Here is a 20,844-nt window from a genome sequence, read left to right as displayed (position 1 = left end):
AGACATGAACAGCATTACCAAATTTGCAGTAAAATACCCCGTGAGCGTGTTAATGCTCACGCTAGCAGTATGTTTACTGGGAACCATATCTTATAATAAATTAGGGACAGACCTTTTCCCTGACCTGAAAAATCCCGCTCTTTACGTGGAAGTGAAAAGCGGTCAGAGACCACCCGAAGAGGTTGAAAAACTGATCACGACGAACGTTGAGTCTACGGCCGCTCGTCAAGAAGGCGTGAAGAGCGTGTACAGCGTCACGAAAGTCGGCTACACGAAAGTGACCGTAGAATACGGATGGGATCAAGACATGGATGCCGCTTTCTTGGATTTGCAGCGAAGTGTCTCTTCTCTTTCTCAAGATGAAACCATAGAAGAAGTTAACGTTACCCGTTATGATGCCAACGCGACACCGATCATGACCATCGCCCTCACTCATAACGAAGTGAAGGACATGAACGAATTGCGGAAGATCGCGGAAAATTACATGCGCAATGAACTCGTCCGGGTAGACGGTATCGCGGATATTCAGTTGAACGGACAAGAACAGGCGATCGTCGAAATTTCCACGAATCCCTACATGCTGGAGGCATTCGGGTTAACTGCCGACGGAATTGCCTCGCAAATCACGGCCATCAATCAAAATGTTTCCGGGGGAACGATCACGGACGGAGATATTCAATACACGGTGAAAGGGGTAAACCTGATTACCAGTCTCCAAGATATTGAAAACATTATCGTGGCATTTAAAGAGAATTCTTCCAGCGGAAGTTCCTCTTCCACGGAATCTACAAGCAGTTCCAGTAAGACAAAAGCCCCGGTATATTTGAAAGATGTGGCCTCCGTGTCCATTCGCAACAAAGACCCGGAAAACTTGGCCCGTTACAACGGGGAACGCTGTCTGGGGATCAGTATCTACAAAGAAAATAAATATAACACGGTAAATGCCGTGGAAAACTTGCTAGCCAAGATTGATGAATTTCGCAAAAGTTTACCGGGATATGATTTCCATATCATCAGTAACCAAGGAGAATTTATCGGGAGTTCCATCAACGAGGTTAAAGATTCCGCTTTAATGGGTATCATCCTCGCCGTTATTATACTTTATATATTCTTGCGACGAGTGAACATGACATTAATCGTCAGTCTCTCTATCCCGATCTCGATCATTGCCACGTTCAACCTGATGTACTTCAACGGTCTTTCCATTAATATCATGACGCTGGGAGGACTCGCGCTGGGTGCGGGAATGCTGGTCGATAACGCCATCGTGGTGATGGAAAATATCTTCCGAAACATGGACGAGAACAACCTACCGCCCACGGAGGCTGCCGTGAGGGGGACCTCGGAAGTAGCGGGAGCAATCACGGCTTCCACCTTAACCACGATCGTGGTATTCCTTCCAATCGTGTACCTGCAAGGTGCCGCCGGGGAGTTATTCAAGGAACAGGCGTGGACGGTTAGTTTCTCGCTGTTATCCTCCCTTTTTGTTTCTATCCTGTTTATCCCGATGCTGGCATCGAAATTCATGCGGAAGAAAGACAACATTTCCAGTCACGCCATCACGATCAAAGGTTTCGGAAATTTCGTCGGGAAAGTCCTTAAAAGGAAATACTTGGTGATTGGCATCGCCACAGCTCTCATGATCGTTTCTTACTTGATGTTACCGTTAATCGGCATGGAGTTCATGCCTAAAACAGAATCGAAGGAGTTCTCAATTCTTGTTACCATGGAACCGGGAACAAGGTTAAAAAGTACGGATAATGCCGTGGGAACCATTGAAGATGCCATCCGGACTCTAGGACAGGATGATATTGAATGGCAATACACACTGGTTGGCCCTTCCAACCTTGAAAGTCAAAGCGGGGGTAAGTTGGAATCAGAGAATCAATCCCAAATCAAGGTAAAGATAAAGAAAGATTCCAAGTTGGATGCTGATTACTTTATCACGAATATTAACGAGAATTACCCCTTGCCGGAAGGTGTGGAAATCTCCTACGAGAAAGGGGAATCTGCCCTACAAAGCATCCTAGGAACAGAAGGCGCACCACTGGTAATCGAGGTGAAAGGGGAAGAACTTGAATTGCTGGATGAATTGTGTACCGAGATAAAAGAGAAGATTACCGGAATCCCCGGTATATACGATATCAAATCTTCCTTGGAGAAAGGAGCCCCGGAGGTGAATATCAAGATTGACCGCTTGAAAAGTGGAATCTACGGGATCGATGTTGCCACGGTAAGTAACCAAGTCAGCGAGAAACTGGCAGGTAAGGATGCCGGAACTTTCGAAACACAAGGCGAGACTATTGACATCAATATCAAGGTTCCCGAAGTGACCCTTTCCGAAATTTACGATATTGAAATCATACAAGGCGAGAAGAAATATCGTCTCGGAGAAATTGCAGACATCGAAATCACGTCAGCCCCGAAAGAAATTAACCGGGTTAACCAAAGCCGGACGGGTATCGTGACCGCCATGATCGAGAAACAATACTCACTAAGCCATATTACCCCTGCTATTAAAGCTAAATTGTCCGAGGTTGAATTCCCGGCCAAGTATTCGGCTAAAATAACGGGAGAGGAAGAGATGCGACAAGAGTCATTCAGCGGGTTGGGATTCGCCCTGTTTTTATCTATTCTATTAGTATATATGGTAATGGCGGCACAATTTGAATCTTTGCGCCACCCGTTCACGATCCTGCTGACTATTCCGTTAGCCGGCGTGGGATGTATTTTGGCATTCCTGCTCACCGGACAAACACTCAACATGATGGCCTTTATCGGTATTATTATGCTGGCAGGTATTGCCGTGAACAGTTCTATCATACTCGTGGACGCGATCAATCGTCTGAAAGAAGAGGGACACCCGTTGGAAGAGGCTATCAAAATGGCGGCACAGCATCGTGTGCGTCCGATCATCATGACCAGTGCCACCACGATTCTGGCATTGCTACCCATGTGTTTCGGATTCGGGGAAGGAGCCTCATTGCGCTCGCCCATGGCACTTGCCGTGATCGGTGGTTTACTGACCTCAACCATCATGACGCTGATCGTTATTCCGTGTGTGTATTACGTTATTGACAGAAAGAAATCATGAACACGATTATAAAAAGAAGGGTTCTTGTATCGATGCTTTTCATCGGGCTGGTACTTATGGGAATTTTCTCCTATAAACACCTTCCCATGGAATTATACCCCAATGCCGAACTGCCGGTGTTGAGCGTGAGCATTAGCTCCGAGACGGAATCCGACCCTTCCTATATAGAGAATCAAGTAGCTATTCCCGTCGAAGGTGCCGTCAGTGCCCTTAACGGGGTTGAAAAAATAGAAACCCAGATTTATTCGAGAGGAGGACAGGTAACCGTCTCTTTCAAACAGGACGTTGATCTGAAATACACCTTTCTACAACTGGAAGAAAAAATAAAAAGCATCACCCCGAATCTGCCTGATAATTTCAGGTTAAACGTGAACAAATCTTCTTCGGGTTCCGCCAGTGATATGTTCATGAACCTACGGATTCTCGGGGAGGACGACATCGACTACGTGCGTAATATCGCCGATTCAGAGATTGTTCCCTACTTAGAAAATATCGACGGGATCGCTAACGTCACCATCATGGGAGGACGGCAAAAAAGCATCGAGGTTATTGTCGATCCGGAAAGATGCAAGGCATTGAACATCACGACATCAACGATCAGTCGAGCCATTTCAAGCAATCTGGCAGAAAAGAGTTTCGCCGGTTCGGTTTACGAGAACAACAAACGTTATTTCGTCAACGTGACAGCCGAATACCTTGCCACGGAAGACTTGGGGAGTATCGTGGTTGCCGAGGGACCGATCCAGTTGAAAGACATCGCTGACATCCAATTCGGCGTGAAGGAAGAGGAATCATACGCACGTACCAACGGGAAAGAGGTGATTTCCTGTATCTTGTCCAAATCACCGTTGGCTAACGTGATCGACCTTTCCGAAAAAGTCCGGCAGGAAATTGATCGCCTAAACGGGGAATTAGAGTCTAAAGGGGTTCTCATCGAGGTGGAGGATGATGCCGCCGAGGTGATGAACAAAAATATTGACCAAATTATTGATCTCGGACTTTCAGGAGCTATATTGGCCATATTCGTGTTGTTCCTATTCCTCCGGAAAATACGGATCATTTCTATCGTGGCTTTTGCCATCCCGATTTCCGTGTTCTCGTCATTCTATTTCTTTTATCTGTTCGGAATAACAATCAACACGCTGACTCTCACGGGTATCGCGCTCGCCGTCGGTATGTTGCTGGACAACTCCATTGTCGTCATGGAGAATATCTACCGGCTGAAAGGATTGGGAATTTCCACCGATGAGGCTTGCGTTCGAGGAACTACCGAAGTATGGAAGGCTATCATGGCGGCTACGGTCACCACGATTACCGTGTTCCTGCCCTTCCTTTTCGCGGACAATTACCTGATCAAGCTGATCGGGGAACATATCGGAATCTCTATCGTGGCAACGCTTACCATATCGTTGGTCGTGGCCTTGTTATTGATCCCGATGGCAGTAAACGCTATTTTGCGCAAGACTCCGGAAGATGTCAACTTCAGCAACCTGTCAATCCATAACAGACTAGTGCAGATATATGTTGCCATCCTAAAGATGTCCCTTCGCCGCCCGGCACAAGTGATCATTATTGCTCTTGTCGCTTTACTGGTTACCGTGGTTTTATCCACCTCTTTAACGTTGAACACGCTAAGGGAGGTTGAACTGAACACGTTCAACGTGTATATCACCCCGCCAACGGGCTACACGCTCCAAAGAACCGACGAGATGATTCGCCTTTTCGAGGACGAATTACTCGAAGTTCCGGAAATAAAAGAATTCTCTTCCAACGTAATGAAAGAGGATGTCCGGCTCACGATCCGGTTGAAAGATGATTACCAGAAAATCAATAAAAAATCCCTTATCCAACTGAAAACCGAAGTACTCCGGTTGGCTGAAACGGTCAATATCAACCAAATCAGTTTGGAAGCCAGCGAGAGTAGCGAGAACTTCCGAGGAAGTAGCGGTGGCGGTGGAATGCTTGGCAATAGTTCCTTGCTCAGAATGATGGGTATGGGCAGTCAAACAGAAAAAGTGATAATCAAGGGGCAGGATTTCGAGTCTATGGCAAATTTTGCCGAATATTTGAAATATCAACTTGACGATCTGGATAACATTTCCAATTCCCACATTTCAGTTTCCCAAGGAAGTACGGTCTCCAAAATATTCTTTGACCAGTACCTCATGGGGATGAACGAGGTTGAACCCGGTAATGTAAGCCAAGAGCTTTCCAATTTCCAGCCTCAGAGTAAAGCTGAAGTTAAATACAAAGCCGGGAATCAGGAATATGATATTCTGATCCGGGACATCAATTATGACGAGGACGATCAGAAGACACAAACCCGGACGCTAGAAGATTTACGCAATTTAGAAGTCACGAACAAGAATAACGGGTTGATTCAATTGAGAAGTTTCAGCCGCATCAACTTGGGACGTGATAAGGGAAACATCACCCGTATCAACCAAGAAAAGGAGGTGAACCTTGTCTATATGTTCAATTCCGACATCAACGAATCAAAGGATTTGCTGGAGGCCGCACGAGAGGAGATTGACGAGCTGGTGCAAAGTATGGATGTCCCGACGGGTATCGCCGTGGAAGTCGTACACGAGGAGAATGAAATGGACGATTTTACATTCCTAATCTTGGCCGCCTTCATCTTGATTTACATGATTTTAGCTGCCGTATTTGAATCAACCACGGCTCCCATCGTGTTGATGTTTACCATCCCGCTGGCCGCCATCGGTTCTTTACTGGCGTTATTATTCACGAGCAATTCATTGATGAATGCCAATGTTTTCGTGGGTTTCATTATCCTCATCGGTATCGTGGTAAATAATAGTATCATCCTTATCGACTACACTTCTTTACTCCGTCGGACTGGAAACCGTAAACAACGGGCCATCATAACGGCCGGGTTATCCCGTTTAAGACCGATTCTGATCACGGCCATCACGACGATCGTAGCCATGATTCCCTTAGCCATGGGGCAAGGAGAATACGTGTCCGGACTGGGAGCCCCGTTTGCCATCACCGTGATCGGGGGACTTACCATGAGTACGCTGTTGACTCTGGTCATTATCCCGACATTGTATTCCGGAATGGAAGACGCCTTATATCGCCTACGCACACAAAGCCTTTTCATGAAACTATTGCAAATCGTGCTTTTCGTCGTGGCCGTAATCTGCGTGTACTTCTGGACCTATACCCTGTTAAACCGGATTCTATACGTGATCCTGACGGTTATTCTCGTACCGGGAGTGACCTGGTTCTTGGAAGACAGTTTACGCCGGGCGCAAAGTAATATCATCCCGGCTGACGAAGAGCTGGAAATCAAGATATGCAATCTTGTCAAAGTGTACGGACGCCCGTCACGTTTCAACCGGGAATGGACTTCCGGTTTGAAGATTCGGGAACGTCTCGGCCTGCAAGGAAATTATCGCGAATGGCGGGATATGCAACCTCTGTTGTGGTCGTTACCCGTGCTGGGATTCATGTATTACTTCACGTTTAGCTACCAAGTACTGTTCTTTTGGGCAATTGTTTTTGCCTTCATTACATGGACGATGACGCTAAGTATCATGAATATCTTCCGGGAATTCTGCGAAAACCGGAAACAGACCGTCATTGCCAAGATTCTACGGATCATTGCTATCGTCTTTTATTATGCCGGTCCGATGGTAATCCTGATTTGGGCAAGCAAGAAATTCGAGAACAGCGGGGGAGCGATCTTCCTCGGTATGTTCTGGTATCTCGGTATTGCCGCTCGCTACCTGTCCAACAAGATCAACAAGGAGAATATCAATATTGACTTGATCGACGGTCGGTTCCGTATGCTGAAAAAGACTATTTTCCGTCTGGCTTCCAAGGCCCCGTTTATCGGGGTGAAGAAAAAACCGTTCAAGGCGTTGAATTCCGTTTCCATGGAGATACATACCGGAATGTTCGGTTTGCTGGGGCCTAACGGGGCCGGTAAAACCACGTTGATGCGTATCATCTGTGGGGTCTTCGAACAAAGTTACGGGAAGATATTCATTAACGGCATCGATACCCAGAAGAAACGGGAAGAGTTGCAAGGTTTGATCGGTTATTTACCGCAGGAATTCGGGACCTACGAGAACCTCACGGCATGGGAGTTCTTGGAATACCAAGCCCTGTTGAAAGGAATATATAACAAAAAGATACGTCATAACCGGATTGCTGAAGTGCTTTCTGCCGTGCATATGTACGAGAATAAGGACAAGAAGATCGGAGGTTTCTCCGGTGGTATGAAACAACGTATCGGTATCGCGCAAACCCTGTTGAACCTGCCCCGGATACTCGTGGTGGATGAGCCGACAGCCGGTCTGGACCCGCGGGAAAGAATCCGTTTCAGAAACTTGCTCGTGGAATTGTCCCGAAACCGGATCGTGATTTTCTCTACCCACATTATAGAGGACATTGCCAGTTCATGTAACCAAGTCGGCGTGATCAACAAGGGTATTCTGAAATACAACGGAACACCGAGTGATATGGCTAATATCGCCAAGGATGTTACCTGGAGTTTCGAGGTGCCGGTACGGGATTTCGCTAAATTACCGTCCGACATGCTGATCGTCCACCACATCCGCCAAGGCGACATGATCAAGGTACGTTGCCTCAGCGAGCATAAGCCCACCGAGACCGCCGAGAAGATTCTCCCGGCCTTGGAAGACTCTTACTTGTGGCTGTTGAGAAGCGTGAAGATCGAGAACAAAGAAGAAATTATAACACAATAAAAAGATTTAGCGATTTATGATTGACGATTTCGTGATTCTAAATTCTAAATTTTACATTTTACATTAACGCTATGGTGCAATTTTGGATAACCCTACAAAAGCTGGTACAATATAACATCAAGATTATATTCGGGAATAAATTCCTGTACTTCATGTTGAGTGCCCTCGCCTTCTACGTGATCACGGTGATCGTGAAATTACTGGGAGACGACGAGATCACGCAGGCAACAGCCTACTCCATGTTGATGTTACCGAGCATTCTGTTGGTTTTCTACCCGATGTGTTTCGGCATACAGAACGATCAGGACGCCAAGATCGTGGAAATTATTTTCGGAATCCCGAACTATAGTTATAAGGTCTGGTTATTACGCCTCATCATCTCTTACGTGATCTGTTTCGTGATTACCTGTTTCCTTGCTCTATTAACGGATTTGGCCATCGTGTCGGTTCCCCCGATGGGACTGACCCTACAAGCCATGGTCCCGGCTCTTTTTATCGGCACGCTTTCCTTCATGTTAAGCACAATGATCAAGAACGGGAACGGAACTTCCGTGGTGATTATCATTATCGGACTGTTATTCTCCATGATACAGGGAGCTATCGGAGACAGCCAATGGAACATTTTCCTAAATCCTTACGATGTTCCCATTGACAAGAACCCGCAGATATTCTTCAACACGGTCTTCCATTGCCGGATGAATATGTTGATCGCCTCTGTCCTTTTTATCATCTTCGGACTGAATAACACCCGAAACCGGGAGAAATTTATATAGAAGAAATCGGGGTTGTCCCAAAAGTCATTTTATTTCGTAAAACTCCTCCGTCACTTCGTACCACCTTTTTCTTCCCCTGCCTGAGGGGAAGTACCCGAAGGGGGGGAGGGAGTTTGAAAACACCTTATTTTGTGTATGTCTGTTCTTTTGTTACCTTTGTTCACAAACACTACTATCAAATGAAAGTTTCGTCTTTTTCAAGAAACTCTATTCATCTAATAAGAAGGATTAGTACATGAAATATTTTATTGAAACCCTAACAAGCAACAGCAAGAGCGTGGAACTACCCGAAGAGTTTAATTATTTCGGGAAACTGATTGGTAGCTGGAAATTTGATTATGTCGATCACAACATATCCTGTTCGACTAAAGGAGAATGGCATTTCTCGTGGATCCTTGAGGGAATGGCGGTACAAGATGTTATTATTCTACCTTCACGAGAAACCAGAACAGAAATACCACATCCCCTCACCGAATACGGCACGACACTTCGTGTCTACAATCCAGCCACGCACACTTGGGACATTGCCTATTGCTATACAGGAAGAATCATGCGCCTTGAGGCAAGAAAACAAGATGATATGATTGTTCTCACGAATATTGACGACGAAAAGAAGAAATGGGCTTTCGTCAAGATCGAGGATAACACATTTCATTGGCAGAATGTAACCGTAAAAGATAATGGTGAATGGCTTATAAATGCGGATTTATATGCCGTGCGTACACGATAAGCATTTTGCACGGCACACCTTACTGCAAGTATAAATATTCTTTATTCTTAAACATCATGGCATAACAGCCCATATAGTAAATATACAACACGATTCACCCGACATACAAACATAATTGAATGAAAAACCAATTCTATAAAATAGGAATAAATAGACTTCTGCAAGAATAATTTCAACGTCCTATGTAAGCTATGTCATTTTTTATAATTTTGCGGAGATTATCACCATAAAAATAAAGAAATGAAAAAAATCTTGTATGTATTATGTCTGCTTACGACTCTTGTAGCGTGTAGCGATGACGATGACAAAATTATTACCGATTATGACAAACCATACACGAAGTTACCCTCTTCCGAATTAAGAACATTAATCGAAGACAATATCAGTTCATGCGAAGCGTTGGTCAAGGAGTTTAGTGAGATGGAGGAAAATAATGAGATATTCGATTTAATAAGGTATTATGGTATAAACTTGAGTTTCAATATTTCCGATTTGATAAACTCCCGAAGTTCAGACTCAAGCAAAGAAAACACATTTACCGGAATGAAATTAGTTTGGAACAAAGACAAACAGGACTTCGACACGACCATCAATGCAGCCGGATTCATGGAAGTCCTCTTCCCCTCCTCCAAAACAGATCAGTCCAAAAATGATCTTCGTTTCATTGCAACGATTGATTATAGTACCGGTGTCTGCCTTAAAATGGAAGTTTACAAGGGCGAAGAAATTCTATTACACAAAGTACAGCAATATAACAAAGAAACTTCCGAAGCCATACAAATAGTAAAATGTCCTCCTTACAGCCAAATGGTCAAGATGGAAATAAATTACGATGATATTGTCTCCCGATTTATCATGAGAAGAATGCCCAAAGAGGTCATTGTACAAAAGGACGGAGGAGATTATTACAGCCTTTCAATGAATATCGAAAATGGCAACTTAGATTTAGTGACAGATTTCAATAACATCCGGATTCGCTCTACATTCGAACAATATAACAGCATACAGGCGTTAATTGAGGAAATATATTACACGAATGAAGGACGTTATGACGAGTTGGTTACAGAACTTTTCAGAAAAAATATGCGAGAGAGTGTTATTGTTTTCACGGATAAAGATGAGAAAATCGGAGAATGGGAATTCGTGGAACTGAAACGAAATGGAGAAAGCCCTTTCCCTCTTTGTAAATGTATTTTCCAAGATGGAACAGAATTATTTTTCCATTTGTATACATTTATCTAGTATCCTGTAAAGATTTCTTTCCCCGGTTTTCAAAAGAGCCGGGGAAATTTCTGTCTAATGAATCCCTGTACGCCCCAATTTCTCGTTTAGTTTACGACGAATGACATTGATGGCATTCTTGCGCTTGAGGAGTTCCACGATTTGCGAAGGATCTTTACTATTCTGTGATTCAAGGATGCGATTATCTATATCCCGAGAGAGCATCTCCACTCTTCGCATTTTGTAGTTATCTAGTATTTTAGGTAGAAGTTCTCCAAGTTTCATTTGTTCCGTCTCGACAAAACTATCCATCTTGTACCAAATCTTGCTTAACTCGTAAGGTTCGCTCAGGATATTGGCAGCCATGGTACTGACTTTTATATCCGGGTAAGAGATAAAATAACGGGCCGGGATAAACGACGGCGACTCGTACTGACGCTGGTACTCCTGTTGCATCGTGCGGAACACAGGGTTCAACAATTCCAAATCATCCTCACTAAGCTCCCGGATGATGAATTCCCCGACGCTCACACTTCGCATATACCCGTTACGTTCCTCCTCGTACAACTCGCTATCCCCGAATAAAAGCAGGTAACGAATCAGCACGCTCTCCTCGATGTCACATGGAGTAGCGCCTCTTACCGGGGTTGTCACTTGCAACTCCGGTGTCGTGACAGGAGTCCTAGACGGCTGCTCCTCATTTTTCAACCGGACCTTGGCAATTTCGGTATATAAAACCCGTTCCTCAACGTCCAGCTGGTGGGCAGTTTCCCGCACGTAAACGGAACGCACGATGTTATCCGGAATCTTGGCAATACTTCGCACGATGTCCGTGATTAGGCGAGCCCGTTCAACCGGATCATCCCCCGCGGTACCCAGCAATAATTTAGTCTTGAAATTTATAAAATCCGTCTCGTTATTCGCGATAAAATCCGCCAAATCTTGCGGCGTGTGACTCCGGGCAAAAGAATCTGGGTCCTCCCCGTCCGGCAGTAAAAGCACCCTCACGTTCAATCCCTCTTCCAGCACGAGATCGATTCCCCGCAAAGAGGCCTTGATCCCGGCAGCATCCCCGTCATAAATAATTGTCACGTTCGGGGTTAGTCGACGAATCAACCGGATCTGTTCGATCGTCAAAGAGGTTCCCGAGGAAGCCACCACGTTCTCAATTCCTTTCGCGTGAAAAGAGATCACGTCCGTATATCCTTCCACCAAGATACAGCGATCTTGTTGCACGATAGATTTCTTGGCAAAGAATATCCCGTAAAGGGTTTTACTCTTGTGATATATCTCAGACTCCGGGGAATTCAGGTATTTTGAAATCTTTTTATCGGCTGTCATCGTTCGTCCCCCGAAAGCAATCACCTTACCCGCCAAATCAAGCACGGGAAACATCACCCGTGCTCGGAATCGGTCGAAAAGTCCTTTCTCGTTCTCGATGGTCAATCCGGTCTTCACGAGAAACTCTTTCTTGTAGCCCTTTTCCTGAGCTGTTTTCGTGAACGCCCCCCAACCTTCCGGGTTATAGCCCAAACCGAATTTGCGAATCATCTCGTCACTGATACCTCGTTGACGCAAGTAACCCAATCCCACGGAACGCCCCTCGTCCGTGTTCCACAGTTGATATTGAAAATACTCGTTCGCGTATGAAGAGACAATTAACATACTCTCCCGTTCCGTCTTCTCCTTCTTCTGTTCCTCTGTTAATTCCTTTTCCTCAACCGGGATATGATATTTCTCAGCCAGATATTTCAATGCTTCGACGTAAGACATCTGCTCGTGTTCCATGATAAAATTCACGGCATTTCCCCCCTTTCCGCAACCGAAACATTTGTATATGCCCTTTGCCGGGGAAACGGTGAACGAACCTGTCTTCTCGTTATGAAACGGACATAGCCCAAGATAGTTCACACCTCGCTTTTTTAAACTCACGAAATCGGAAACCACCTCGTATATATCCGCCGCATCAAAAATTTTCTGTATGGTAGCCTGATCAATCATGACACAAAGATAGGATAATGGAATTGAAAATGGAGAATTGAAAATTGAAAATGATGTAATAAGATTAAAATCATTGAAAAGTTGCGCCCGACAAGAGTTTTAACAATACTTTAACACGCGTGTCGTATTAGTGGAACAATATTTGTATACTTTTGCACGTGGAAACGTTTTAAACACGTTTCGTTTCCAAGTACAAACACTAAAATGTCAGCTATGGATGAAAATGTAAAACAAAAAAGGGAGCTTATAGCCGCAATTTCGGATCTTTTCCTGAGATTCGGATTGAGAAGTACCTCCATGGATGATATAGCGAATCACTTGAAAATTTCAAAGAAAACACTCTACCAACAATTCGCCAATAAAGACGACGTGGTGGAGCAAGTGATGTTGTACAGGAGAGATGAAAAAATAAAAAACACGGATGTTAATCAACTAGCCAAGAAAAACCCGATCGTGGTCATGAGCGAAATTCGGGATTTCATGGTGAGTGATTTGGGTAGCCGCTTACCTGCCAATCATTTTGATTTAAGGAAATATCACCCGGCCGTGTACGAAAGAGTAGCCAAGCAAGAAGAGGAGTCAACGAAGAAGTTTCTCGTGGCATTACTGGATAACGGTATAAAACAAGAACTCTTTCGGAAGGATATTGACAAAGAATTACAATTGTACCTGTTAGGCAAACAATTGCACTTCCTGAAAGATCCTGAAATCACCAGTAAGCTTGAATACCCGATTTCAGTAATTATTTCAACGATCTTTATCAATTTTATTTACGCTATATCCACAGAAAAAGGTCTAAAAGAATTTGAACGCCTAAGGAACACGGCAAAACGACCAGAAGACGGATGATTGATTTTTTTTGGTACGAGTTTTGTAACGAGAGAAAAAACACTTGAAAAATTTCCCGGAAAAAATAAATAATTAAATCTATAATCTATGAAACAAGGAATGACTCTTTTCCTCCTAATGTTTTTCGTGCCATGGATGCTCCACGCACAGGAAGCGCCGCAAACGATATCGCTGCAACAAGCAGTGGAGTTTGCCATCAAGCACAATAAGGAACTGCAATCTTCGCAGATGAATATTGATTTGTATCGCCAAAAGGTACGGGAATCCGTATCACAAGGGTTACCACAAGTCAATGGTACTGTAACTTACAGTACCAATTTCGGCTACAAGATGGATTTTGGCGGTCAAGCAATAAAAATGAAAGACCAGTCTAACCTGACGGTAGGTTTGCAACAATTATTATTCAGCGGCCAATGGATCTTGGGTATGCAAACCAGCAAGATCGCCGTACGCCTAACCGAGCAAGAGGTTGAAACCACGGAACTGGATATCATTGAGAATATCTATAATTCATACTACACGGTACTAGTATCCGAAAGAATGCTCGATATCCTGCGTCAGAACTTGGAGAACATGAATGAAATTTACAAGCATACCGATAACATGTACAAGGCCGGAACGGTTGAAGTGACGGACGTGGATCAAATCCGCATTAACGTGGGACAACTGAAAAACAGTTTATTGTCCATGGAGAGAACGGTTGCCGTGAATTACAATTTACTACGTCTTCAACTAGGACTGGAGGCAGGTACTCCAATCAAACTCACGGATGCGTTGAATGTATTCTTGGAAAACGATAAATCCGCCCGCTTGTATGTCGAGAAATTCGACATCAATAACAACTTAAGCTATCAGTTGATCACGACTCAAACCGAGTTGAATAAAAAGATGTTAGGATTGGAGAAATGGAGTTACGCTCCCACAATCTCCGGTAATTATAACTTCAACTACAAGATTTTGAAACCGGCATTGGATATGAGCCCGAAACACACAGCCGGCCTCACAATGAATATTCCGATCTTCTCCGGTTTGCAACGGGATTCCAAGGTTAAACAAGCCAAAATCACGTTGGAACAATCTTATATGCAGAAGAGCTTGTTGCAAGACCAGTTGAACGTACAAGACGAACAATTGAAATTCAACTTGAAAAACGCCATGGAAAATTACAGCCTGCAAAAAGAAAACATCGATGTAGCCACGCGGGTGTTAAAAAGTTACCAAAGGAAGTACGAACTCGGAGCCGTTTCCAGTCTGGACTTAACGCAAGCAAACAACAACTACCTGCAAGCAGAAACAAATTACACGGAAGCAGTTCTTACATTATTACAAGCACAAGTAAGCTTGGAAAAATTGTATAATCAACTTCCTCGATAAAACAACTTGAATAATAAAAACAAAAAAGAAATACAATGGTAAAGAATCTCATTTTATCGATTATAGCGATAGCTATCCTTGCCGGTTGCTCAGGCAAAAAAGATAAGACGACAGACAGTGATGTCGTGGAAGCAATCCCCGTTAAAGTACAAAAGTTAGAAAAAACGGATATTGCCAGGACCTTGGATTACGCCGCAAATCTGGAAGCAGATAAACAAGTTTTTTACGCCCCTGCAGCCACCGGAAGGATTGAAAAAATATACGTGGAAGTTGGAGATCAAATCAAAAAAGGACAAGTACTCGTTGAAATGGACAAGACCCAACTGGTACAGGCTGAAGTTCAATTAAAAAACTTGGAAACAGAATATAACCGTGCCATCCAATTAAATGAAACCGGAAGTATCTCCAAACAAGCTTACGATGCTGCCGTAACACAATATGAAGTGGCCAAAGCTAACGTGGAATTCTTGAAGGAAAACACTCAAATGCTCGCTCCTTTTGATGGAGTCGTTACCGGAAAATACTTCGAGGACAAAGAGCTTTACACGGGAGCTTCTTTCGGTGGTGCAACCAAACCTTCTATTATCGCCATTGAAAAGATTGATCCGGTAAAAGCTTACGTAAGTTTATCAGAACAATATTACTTGACCGTGAAACCCGGAACCAAAGTTGAATTAAAAAATAATATTTACCCAGACCAAGTATTCGAAGGGAAAGTAAGTATCGTTTATCCAAGTATAGATCCGGCATCCAGAACTTTCACCGTTGAGGTCAAGATCCCAAACAAAAATGAAGCTCTGAGGCCGGGAATGTATGGCACTATCAATTTCTTTATCGGTAACACCGAGACCGTGGTTGCCCCGGCTATCGCCGTGTTAAAACTACAAGGTTCTAACGATCGTTACGTGTTCTTGAACAAAGACGGTAAGGCAAAACGCGTTGGGGTGAAACTCGGCAAACGTTTTGATGACAAGGTTGAATTAATCAGTGATGAAGTTCACGAAGGCGACGAACTAATTGTTGTCGGACAAGGACGTTTGGTTGATGGCTCACCACTTTCAATTACCAAATAAACACTTATTCACGGATTGATGCCTGAAATCTAAAATTCAAAATTTAAAATTTAAAATATGAGTATATATAATACAGCGGTCAACAAACCCATTTCAACCTTAATGGTTTTCCTCGCCATCATGGTATTGGGTGTTGCCTCCTATATACAATTGCCGGTGGACCAGTATCCAAAAATGGACCCACCTTACATCACGGTAATGGCGACCTATCCAGGAGCCAACGCTGCCGATATTGAAGAGAACGTAGCGAAGATTCTGGAAGACCAGTTAAACTCGGTGGACGACTTAAAAGAAATGACCTCCACCTCTTATGATAACTTGGCGGTAATTTCACTAGAGTTTGAATGGGAAGTGAATTTGGATGAAGCATCCAATGACGTACGGGATGCCGTGGATAAAGCCATGAATAATCTTCCGGATGACATTGATCGCCCGACGATCATGCGTTTTAATACTTCCATGATGCCGATTCTTATTTATGCAGTAACAGCTGAAGAATCCTATCCTGGTATTGACAAGATTCTAGATGATAAATTAATTACTCGCTTGAACCGGGTAGACGGTGTTGCATCTGTAAACATTGCCGGTTCTCCGGTACGCGTTGTCTACGTAGACCTCGATCCCAATAAACTAGATGCTTATAACCTAACTCTAGAACAAATCGGGAATAAAATCCTAACAGAAAATCGGGATATCTCTTCCGGTAACGTGAAGATGGGAGATATGGACTACACGTTGCGTGTTGAAGGTGAATTTGATGAAAGTGATCAAATCAAGAACCTTGTATTAGGAACCCAAAACAACAAAACCATCTATTTACATGATGTTGCAACCGTCCGTGATACCTTGAAGGATATCACATTGGAGCAAACGATCAATAGAGGAAATGGTGGCGTTTTGATGGTAACCAAACAAACCGATGCCAACGCCGTAGCCGTGGCTAATCAAGCCAAAAAAGAGATCGAGAAAGCAATGAAAGAATTGCCTTCAGATATCAAGTTCCAGATCATCTCGGATAATTCCGATTTTATCGTGAAATCCATCAATAACCTGCAGGAATCTTTAATGTACGCTTTGATCTTCGTGGTCTTGGTCGTATTCTTATTCTTGGGACGATGGAGAGCGACATTCATTATTGCCTTGACCATCCCGATCTCTTTGATCGTAGCCTTTATCTACCTGTTCGCAACGGGAGAATCGCTCAACGTGATTTCGTTGTCCTCCCTCTCCATTGCAATCGGTATGGTGGTGGACGATGCGATTGTAGTACTTGAAAATATCACAAAACACATCGACCGAGGTAGCCGTCCGAGAGAAGCAGCCAAATACGGTACGAACGAGGTTTGGTTATCTGTAATTGTAACTACCCTTGTAACTGTAGCCGTGTTCTTCCCGTTGACATTGGTAACCGGAATGACCGGTATCCTGTTCAAGCAATTAGGTTGGATCGTTTGTATCACCGTATGTACCTCAACGGTAACCGCTATTTCGTTAACACCGATGCTTTCATCTCAGTTGATGAAAATTCAGGATAACACGGATACGGGTAAATTTAGTTTCTACCATTTTGTATCCAAAATGTTGGATAAACTTGATTTTGCCTACGAAAAGCTCATCCGCTGGGTTCTTCGTCACAAAACGGTTACGATTGTTTCCATGTTTGCTTTGTTCTTTGCATCATTAACCCTTGCAAAATTGATCAAAACAGACTTCATGCCTCAGAATGACCAGAACTACATGAGCGTGTATGCCAAGATGCAGTCCGGACAGCGAGTTGAGGTAACTAAAAAAGTGGCTTTGGACATCGATTCCATCATTCGTGCAGAAATCCCGGAAATCACGTTGATCAACTTGTCATACGGTAGTGAAGAGGAAGCCTCTTTTGCTTCTATGATGAACAGTACTGGTAATAACATCTTAAACATGCGTCTAAGAACTCTCGACTTAAAAGAACGTAGCCGCAGTGTTTTCGAGATCGCTGACCAAGTCCGCGGAATTTTAAAACGTTTTCCTGATATTCTCCAATACACGGTAACCACATCGAGTGGGGGGTCAATGGGAGGTAATAGTGTCGACGTAGAAATTATGGGACATGATTTCAACACGACTACAAACTTAGCTCACACAATTGCGGAACAAGCTCGAAAGATTCCAGGAGCTGAAGATATCAAAATCAGCCGGGATGAAGATAAGTCCGAATTACAAATTGTTCTAGATCAAGATAAATTGGCCCGTCATGGGTTAAGTACAGCAGATGTTGGAAGCTATTTACGTAACCGCATTTACGGGTACCGTAATAGCAAATTTAAAGAAGATGGTGAAGAATATGATATTATCGTTCGTCTGGATGAGAAATATCGTTCGTCTATTACCGATGTTGAAAACATCCTGATTACCGATGGTAAAGGACAAAAAGTACGTCTGAAAGAACTTGGAGAAATCAAAGAATATTTCTCTCCGCCAAATATCGAGCGTAAGAGTAAACAACGTATCCTAAAAGTTTCGATTACTCCGGCTGCAGGTGTTGCTTTGGGAGAAATAGCAGGTGCTGCTCAAGCTCTTATCGATAACATGGAAGATATTCCACAAGACGTAACAATGTACATCGGTGGTAGCTTCGAAGATCAACAGGAATCATTCGGCTCATTGAGTATGTTGCTACTCCTGTCCTTGATGCTGGTATACATCGTGATGGCAGCACAGTTCGAGTCATTCAAGATGCCGTTTATCATCATGTTGGCTATCCCGTTCGCATTCACCGGTGTAATTTTGGCATTATTGCTCACGAACACGACATTAAGTATTGTTGCCGCCTTAGGAGCTGTCATGCTGGTTGGTATCGTTACGAAGAACGGTATCGTGCTAATCGACTTTATCAACCTGATGCGTGAACGGGGAATCCGCTTGTACGATGCAATCGCTATGGCTTGTCGTTCTCGTTTACGCCCGGTATTGATGACGTCATTAACCACAATCTTAGGTATGGTGCCGATGGCAATCAGCGTTGGCGAAGGTTCTGAAACTTGGAGACCGATGGGTATCGCTGTAATCGGTGGTATGGTATTCTCCACGATTATCACGATGATTATCGTTCCGGCCGTTTACGCCGCAATGGACAAGAGTGGTAGCCGTGACAAGAAGAAGATTCTCAGCAAACAATTCAAGTTCATGGCTGACTTTGATCCGGAAAGAGATCTTCCGAAAAAGAAATAAGTAACACTAAGTTAGATTTACGATGTAGAATGTAACATCGTAAATCTAACATCTAAAGTCCTATAATTATGAAGAAAGCAGTATTTATATCATATAACCAAGCTTTGACCGAACGGGTTGCTTTTATCCTTGATCAATTACAAATTCGGGGATTCACGCAATGGCCTTTGGTAAACGGGGCAGGAACTGTGGATGGAGAACCTAGAATGGGAACTCACACTTGGCCGGAAATGAACTCCGCAACCTTGACTATCGTGGAGGAAGAAATGGTTCCTCTGATCTTGAAATACGTCAAGAACCTCGATGAGGTGAATAAAGAAAACGGTATCCGGGCATTTGTCTGGGATATTACCGATATGTATTAAAAAAAGAGCCTTTCGGCTCTTTTTTTGTATATGTACTTCACGCAAAGAGGCTAATGCCTCTTTTTTTATTCTTCATCTAACGACTTGAATCCTTTTCCTAATATCTCTCTGGAGTCGATCACATTTATAAAAGCCTCCGGATCAATCTCACGAATTCTGTGACGTAAGATCATCATCTCACGACGAGTTAAAATCGTGTAAATAATCTCGCGAGATTCACCCTTATAAGCACCGACAGCCGGTAAAATCGTAGCTCCACGATTAATATCATTCAAGATGATATTTTTCACCGTTTCCATCTCTTTCGTGACGATCATCAATGTCTTGTGGACAGAAGCACCTTCCACGATCAAGTCAATCACCTTACCTTCGATGAACACGATAATCCAAGAATACATGGGCAAACGCCAGTCTCCGAAAGCCACCACGGTTGACAAAGTAATCGTACAATCCACGATAATAACCAACGTACCCAAAGAAATATGGGTATACTTGTTCAAAATCATGGAAATAATATCCGATCCCCCGGAAGTAGCCCGAGCCTTGAAGATCATACCGATACCAATACCATAAACAATACCGCCGAAAATAGCTGACAGTAATTGTTCATTCAACATCGTCCGGTCAGTAATTCCCGGTTCCAGCAAAGCATCATAACCGTAAACATAGTGAATCAAACGCATAAATGCCGGAATAGCAAACGTACAGATGATGGTTTTCACACCAAACATTCCTCCTAGGAAATAAATTCCCAACAACAACAAAGGCACATCCATACAAAGGGCAGCGATCTCAGTCTCCCAACCCCACAAATGATGAAATACCATCGATAGACCGTATGTTCCCCCGGGAGCAAAACCATAAGGCTCCGCAAATAACACAGCCCCTAATGCAAACACGAAACAACCACCCAACAACCATCCGTAGGTGATAAAGAAATCCTTAGAGAATAATTTCTCCTTAGTTACAAATCCCATACTACAACTTATTTTTATTTTAACAATTAATTTCGCTTATTTTTAGCCGCACAAAAGTACAACTTGTTTTTGACTTTTTACAACGTTTTCGACTTCTCAAATTTAATCATAATACATTTATAATCTGTATATTACATTTTATTTTTCATGCATAATTATACAACTCACCTCATAATTATTCGAAAAAACACGAACCCCATGAAAAAGAATAATTTTCGATTCTCCATTTCCAATTTTCAATTATTTTCCTTATGTTTGTAAACGTATTGGAAAGGTAATGTTCTTCGTGACATTACGAGGGAATCCCGTGAGAATCGGGAACTGTACCCGCAGCTGTAAGTTTCAAAACTTTAGTCTCTACTGCCACTGTCTGTACATGGATGGGAAGGCGACGAAAAGGAAACAAGTCAGAAAACCTGCCAACACGTAACTGTTTAT

At 43.4% G+C, this 20,844-nt stretch carries 12 protein-coding genes and 1 riboswitch; of the genes, 10 read left to right on the top strand and 2 right to left on the bottom strand.

The window, feature by feature from the left end:
• The first annotated feature begins 4 nt into the window (after positions 1-4).
• The 5 genes from QVC79_RS01150 (at position 5) to QVC79_RS01130 (ending at position 10,575) form a co-directional block, all read left to right on the top strand.
• Positions 5-3,094 (top strand): efflux RND transporter permease subunit, encoded by a 3,090-nt coding sequence (locus QVC79_RS01150; protein WP_124315867.1) that lies wholly within the window; start codon positions 5-7, stop codon positions 3,092-3,094.
• Positions 3,091-7,830: an efflux RND transporter permease subunit gene (locus tag QVC79_RS01145; RefSeq protein ID WP_124315868.1), complete on the top strand. Its 4,740-nt coding sequence runs from the start codon at positions 3,091-3,093 to the stop codon at positions 7,828-7,830. The genes QVC79_RS01150 and QVC79_RS01145 overlap by 4 nt, the downstream gene beginning before the upstream one ends.
• Before the next feature lie 71 nt (positions 7,831-7,901).
• Entirely contained in the window at positions 7,902-8,603 is a 702-nt protein-coding gene (locus QVC79_RS01140) for a hypothetical protein (protein WP_051465918.1), read from the top strand.
• Between the two features lie 235 nt (positions 8,604-8,838).
• On the top strand, positions 8,839-9,333 hold the full coding sequence (locus tag QVC79_RS01135) for a hypothetical protein (RefSeq protein ID WP_118304539.1): 495 nt from the start codon (positions 8,839-8,841) through the stop codon (positions 9,331-9,333).
• 240 nt (positions 9,334-9,573) lie between these two features.
• The gene (locus QVC79_RS01130) at positions 9,574-10,575 is read left to right on the top strand and encodes a hypothetical protein (protein WP_270595187.1); all 1,002 of its coding nucleotides are present in this window, start codon (positions 9,574-9,576) and stop codon (positions 10,573-10,575) included.
• A 54-nt stretch (positions 10,576-10,629) separates the two neighbouring features.
• Here the strand turns inward: QVC79_RS01130 and dnaG are convergent, their stop codons facing one another.
• Positions 10,630-12,555, bottom strand: coding sequence for a DNA primase (dnaG, locus tag QVC79_RS01125; RefSeq protein ID WP_124316267.1), 1,926 nt, complete (start codon positions 12,553-12,555; stop codon positions 10,630-10,632).
• Positions 12,556-12,768: 213 nt separating this feature from the next.
• Between dnaG and QVC79_RS01120 the strand changes: the two genes are divergently transcribed.
• From QVC79_RS01120 to QVC79_RS01100, 5 genes are all read left to right on the top strand, one after another.
• Positions 12,769-13,404 carry a TetR/AcrR family transcriptional regulator gene (locus tag QVC79_RS01120; RefSeq protein ID WP_164719584.1) on the top strand — a complete coding sequence of 212 codons (636 nt, stop codon included), beginning with the start codon at positions 12,769-12,771 and terminating at the stop codon, positions 13,402-13,404.
• Between the two features lie 87 nt (positions 13,405-13,491).
• A complete protein-coding gene (locus tag QVC79_RS01115) occupies positions 13,492-14,778 on the top strand; it encodes a TolC family protein (protein ID WP_241241581.1) in 1,287 nt (428 codons plus the stop codon).
• 35 nt (positions 14,779-14,813) lie between these two features.
• Complete coding sequence (locus QVC79_RS01110; RefSeq protein ID WP_151411883.1) at positions 14,814-15,851, top strand: efflux RND transporter periplasmic adaptor subunit; 1,038 nt, start codon at positions 14,814-14,816, stop codon at positions 15,849-15,851.
• Positions 15,852-15,908: 57 nt separating this feature from the next.
• The gene (locus QVC79_RS01105; protein WP_124316265.1) at positions 15,909-19,064 is read left to right on the top strand and encodes an efflux RND transporter permease subunit; all 3,156 of its coding nucleotides are present in this window, start codon (positions 15,909-15,911) and stop codon (positions 19,062-19,064) included.
• 68 nt (positions 19,065-19,132) lie between these two features.
• The gene (locus QVC79_RS01100) at positions 19,133-19,429 is read left to right on the top strand and encodes a PG0541 family transporter-associated protein (protein WP_124316264.1); all 297 of its coding nucleotides are present in this window, start codon (positions 19,133-19,135) and stop codon (positions 19,427-19,429) included.
• Between the two features lie 65 nt (positions 19,430-19,494).
• Here the strand turns inward: QVC79_RS01100 and QVC79_RS01095 are convergent, their stop codons facing one another.
• The gene (locus QVC79_RS01095) at positions 19,495-20,406 is read right to left on the bottom strand and encodes a YitT family protein (RefSeq protein ID WP_270595186.1); all 912 of its coding nucleotides are present in this window, start codon (positions 20,404-20,406) and stop codon (positions 19,495-19,497) included.
• 255 nt (positions 20,407-20,661) lie between these two features.
• Positions 20,662-20,844, top strand: a riboswitch (cobalamin riboswitch).

It is taken from the genome of Butyricimonas sp. (genome assembly GCF_019423355.1).
Lineage (GTDB): Bacteria > Bacteroidota > Bacteroidia > Bacteroidales > Marinifilaceae > Butyricimonas > Butyricimonas faecihominis.
This window is presented reverse-complemented; position numbering and strand designations above follow the sequence as displayed.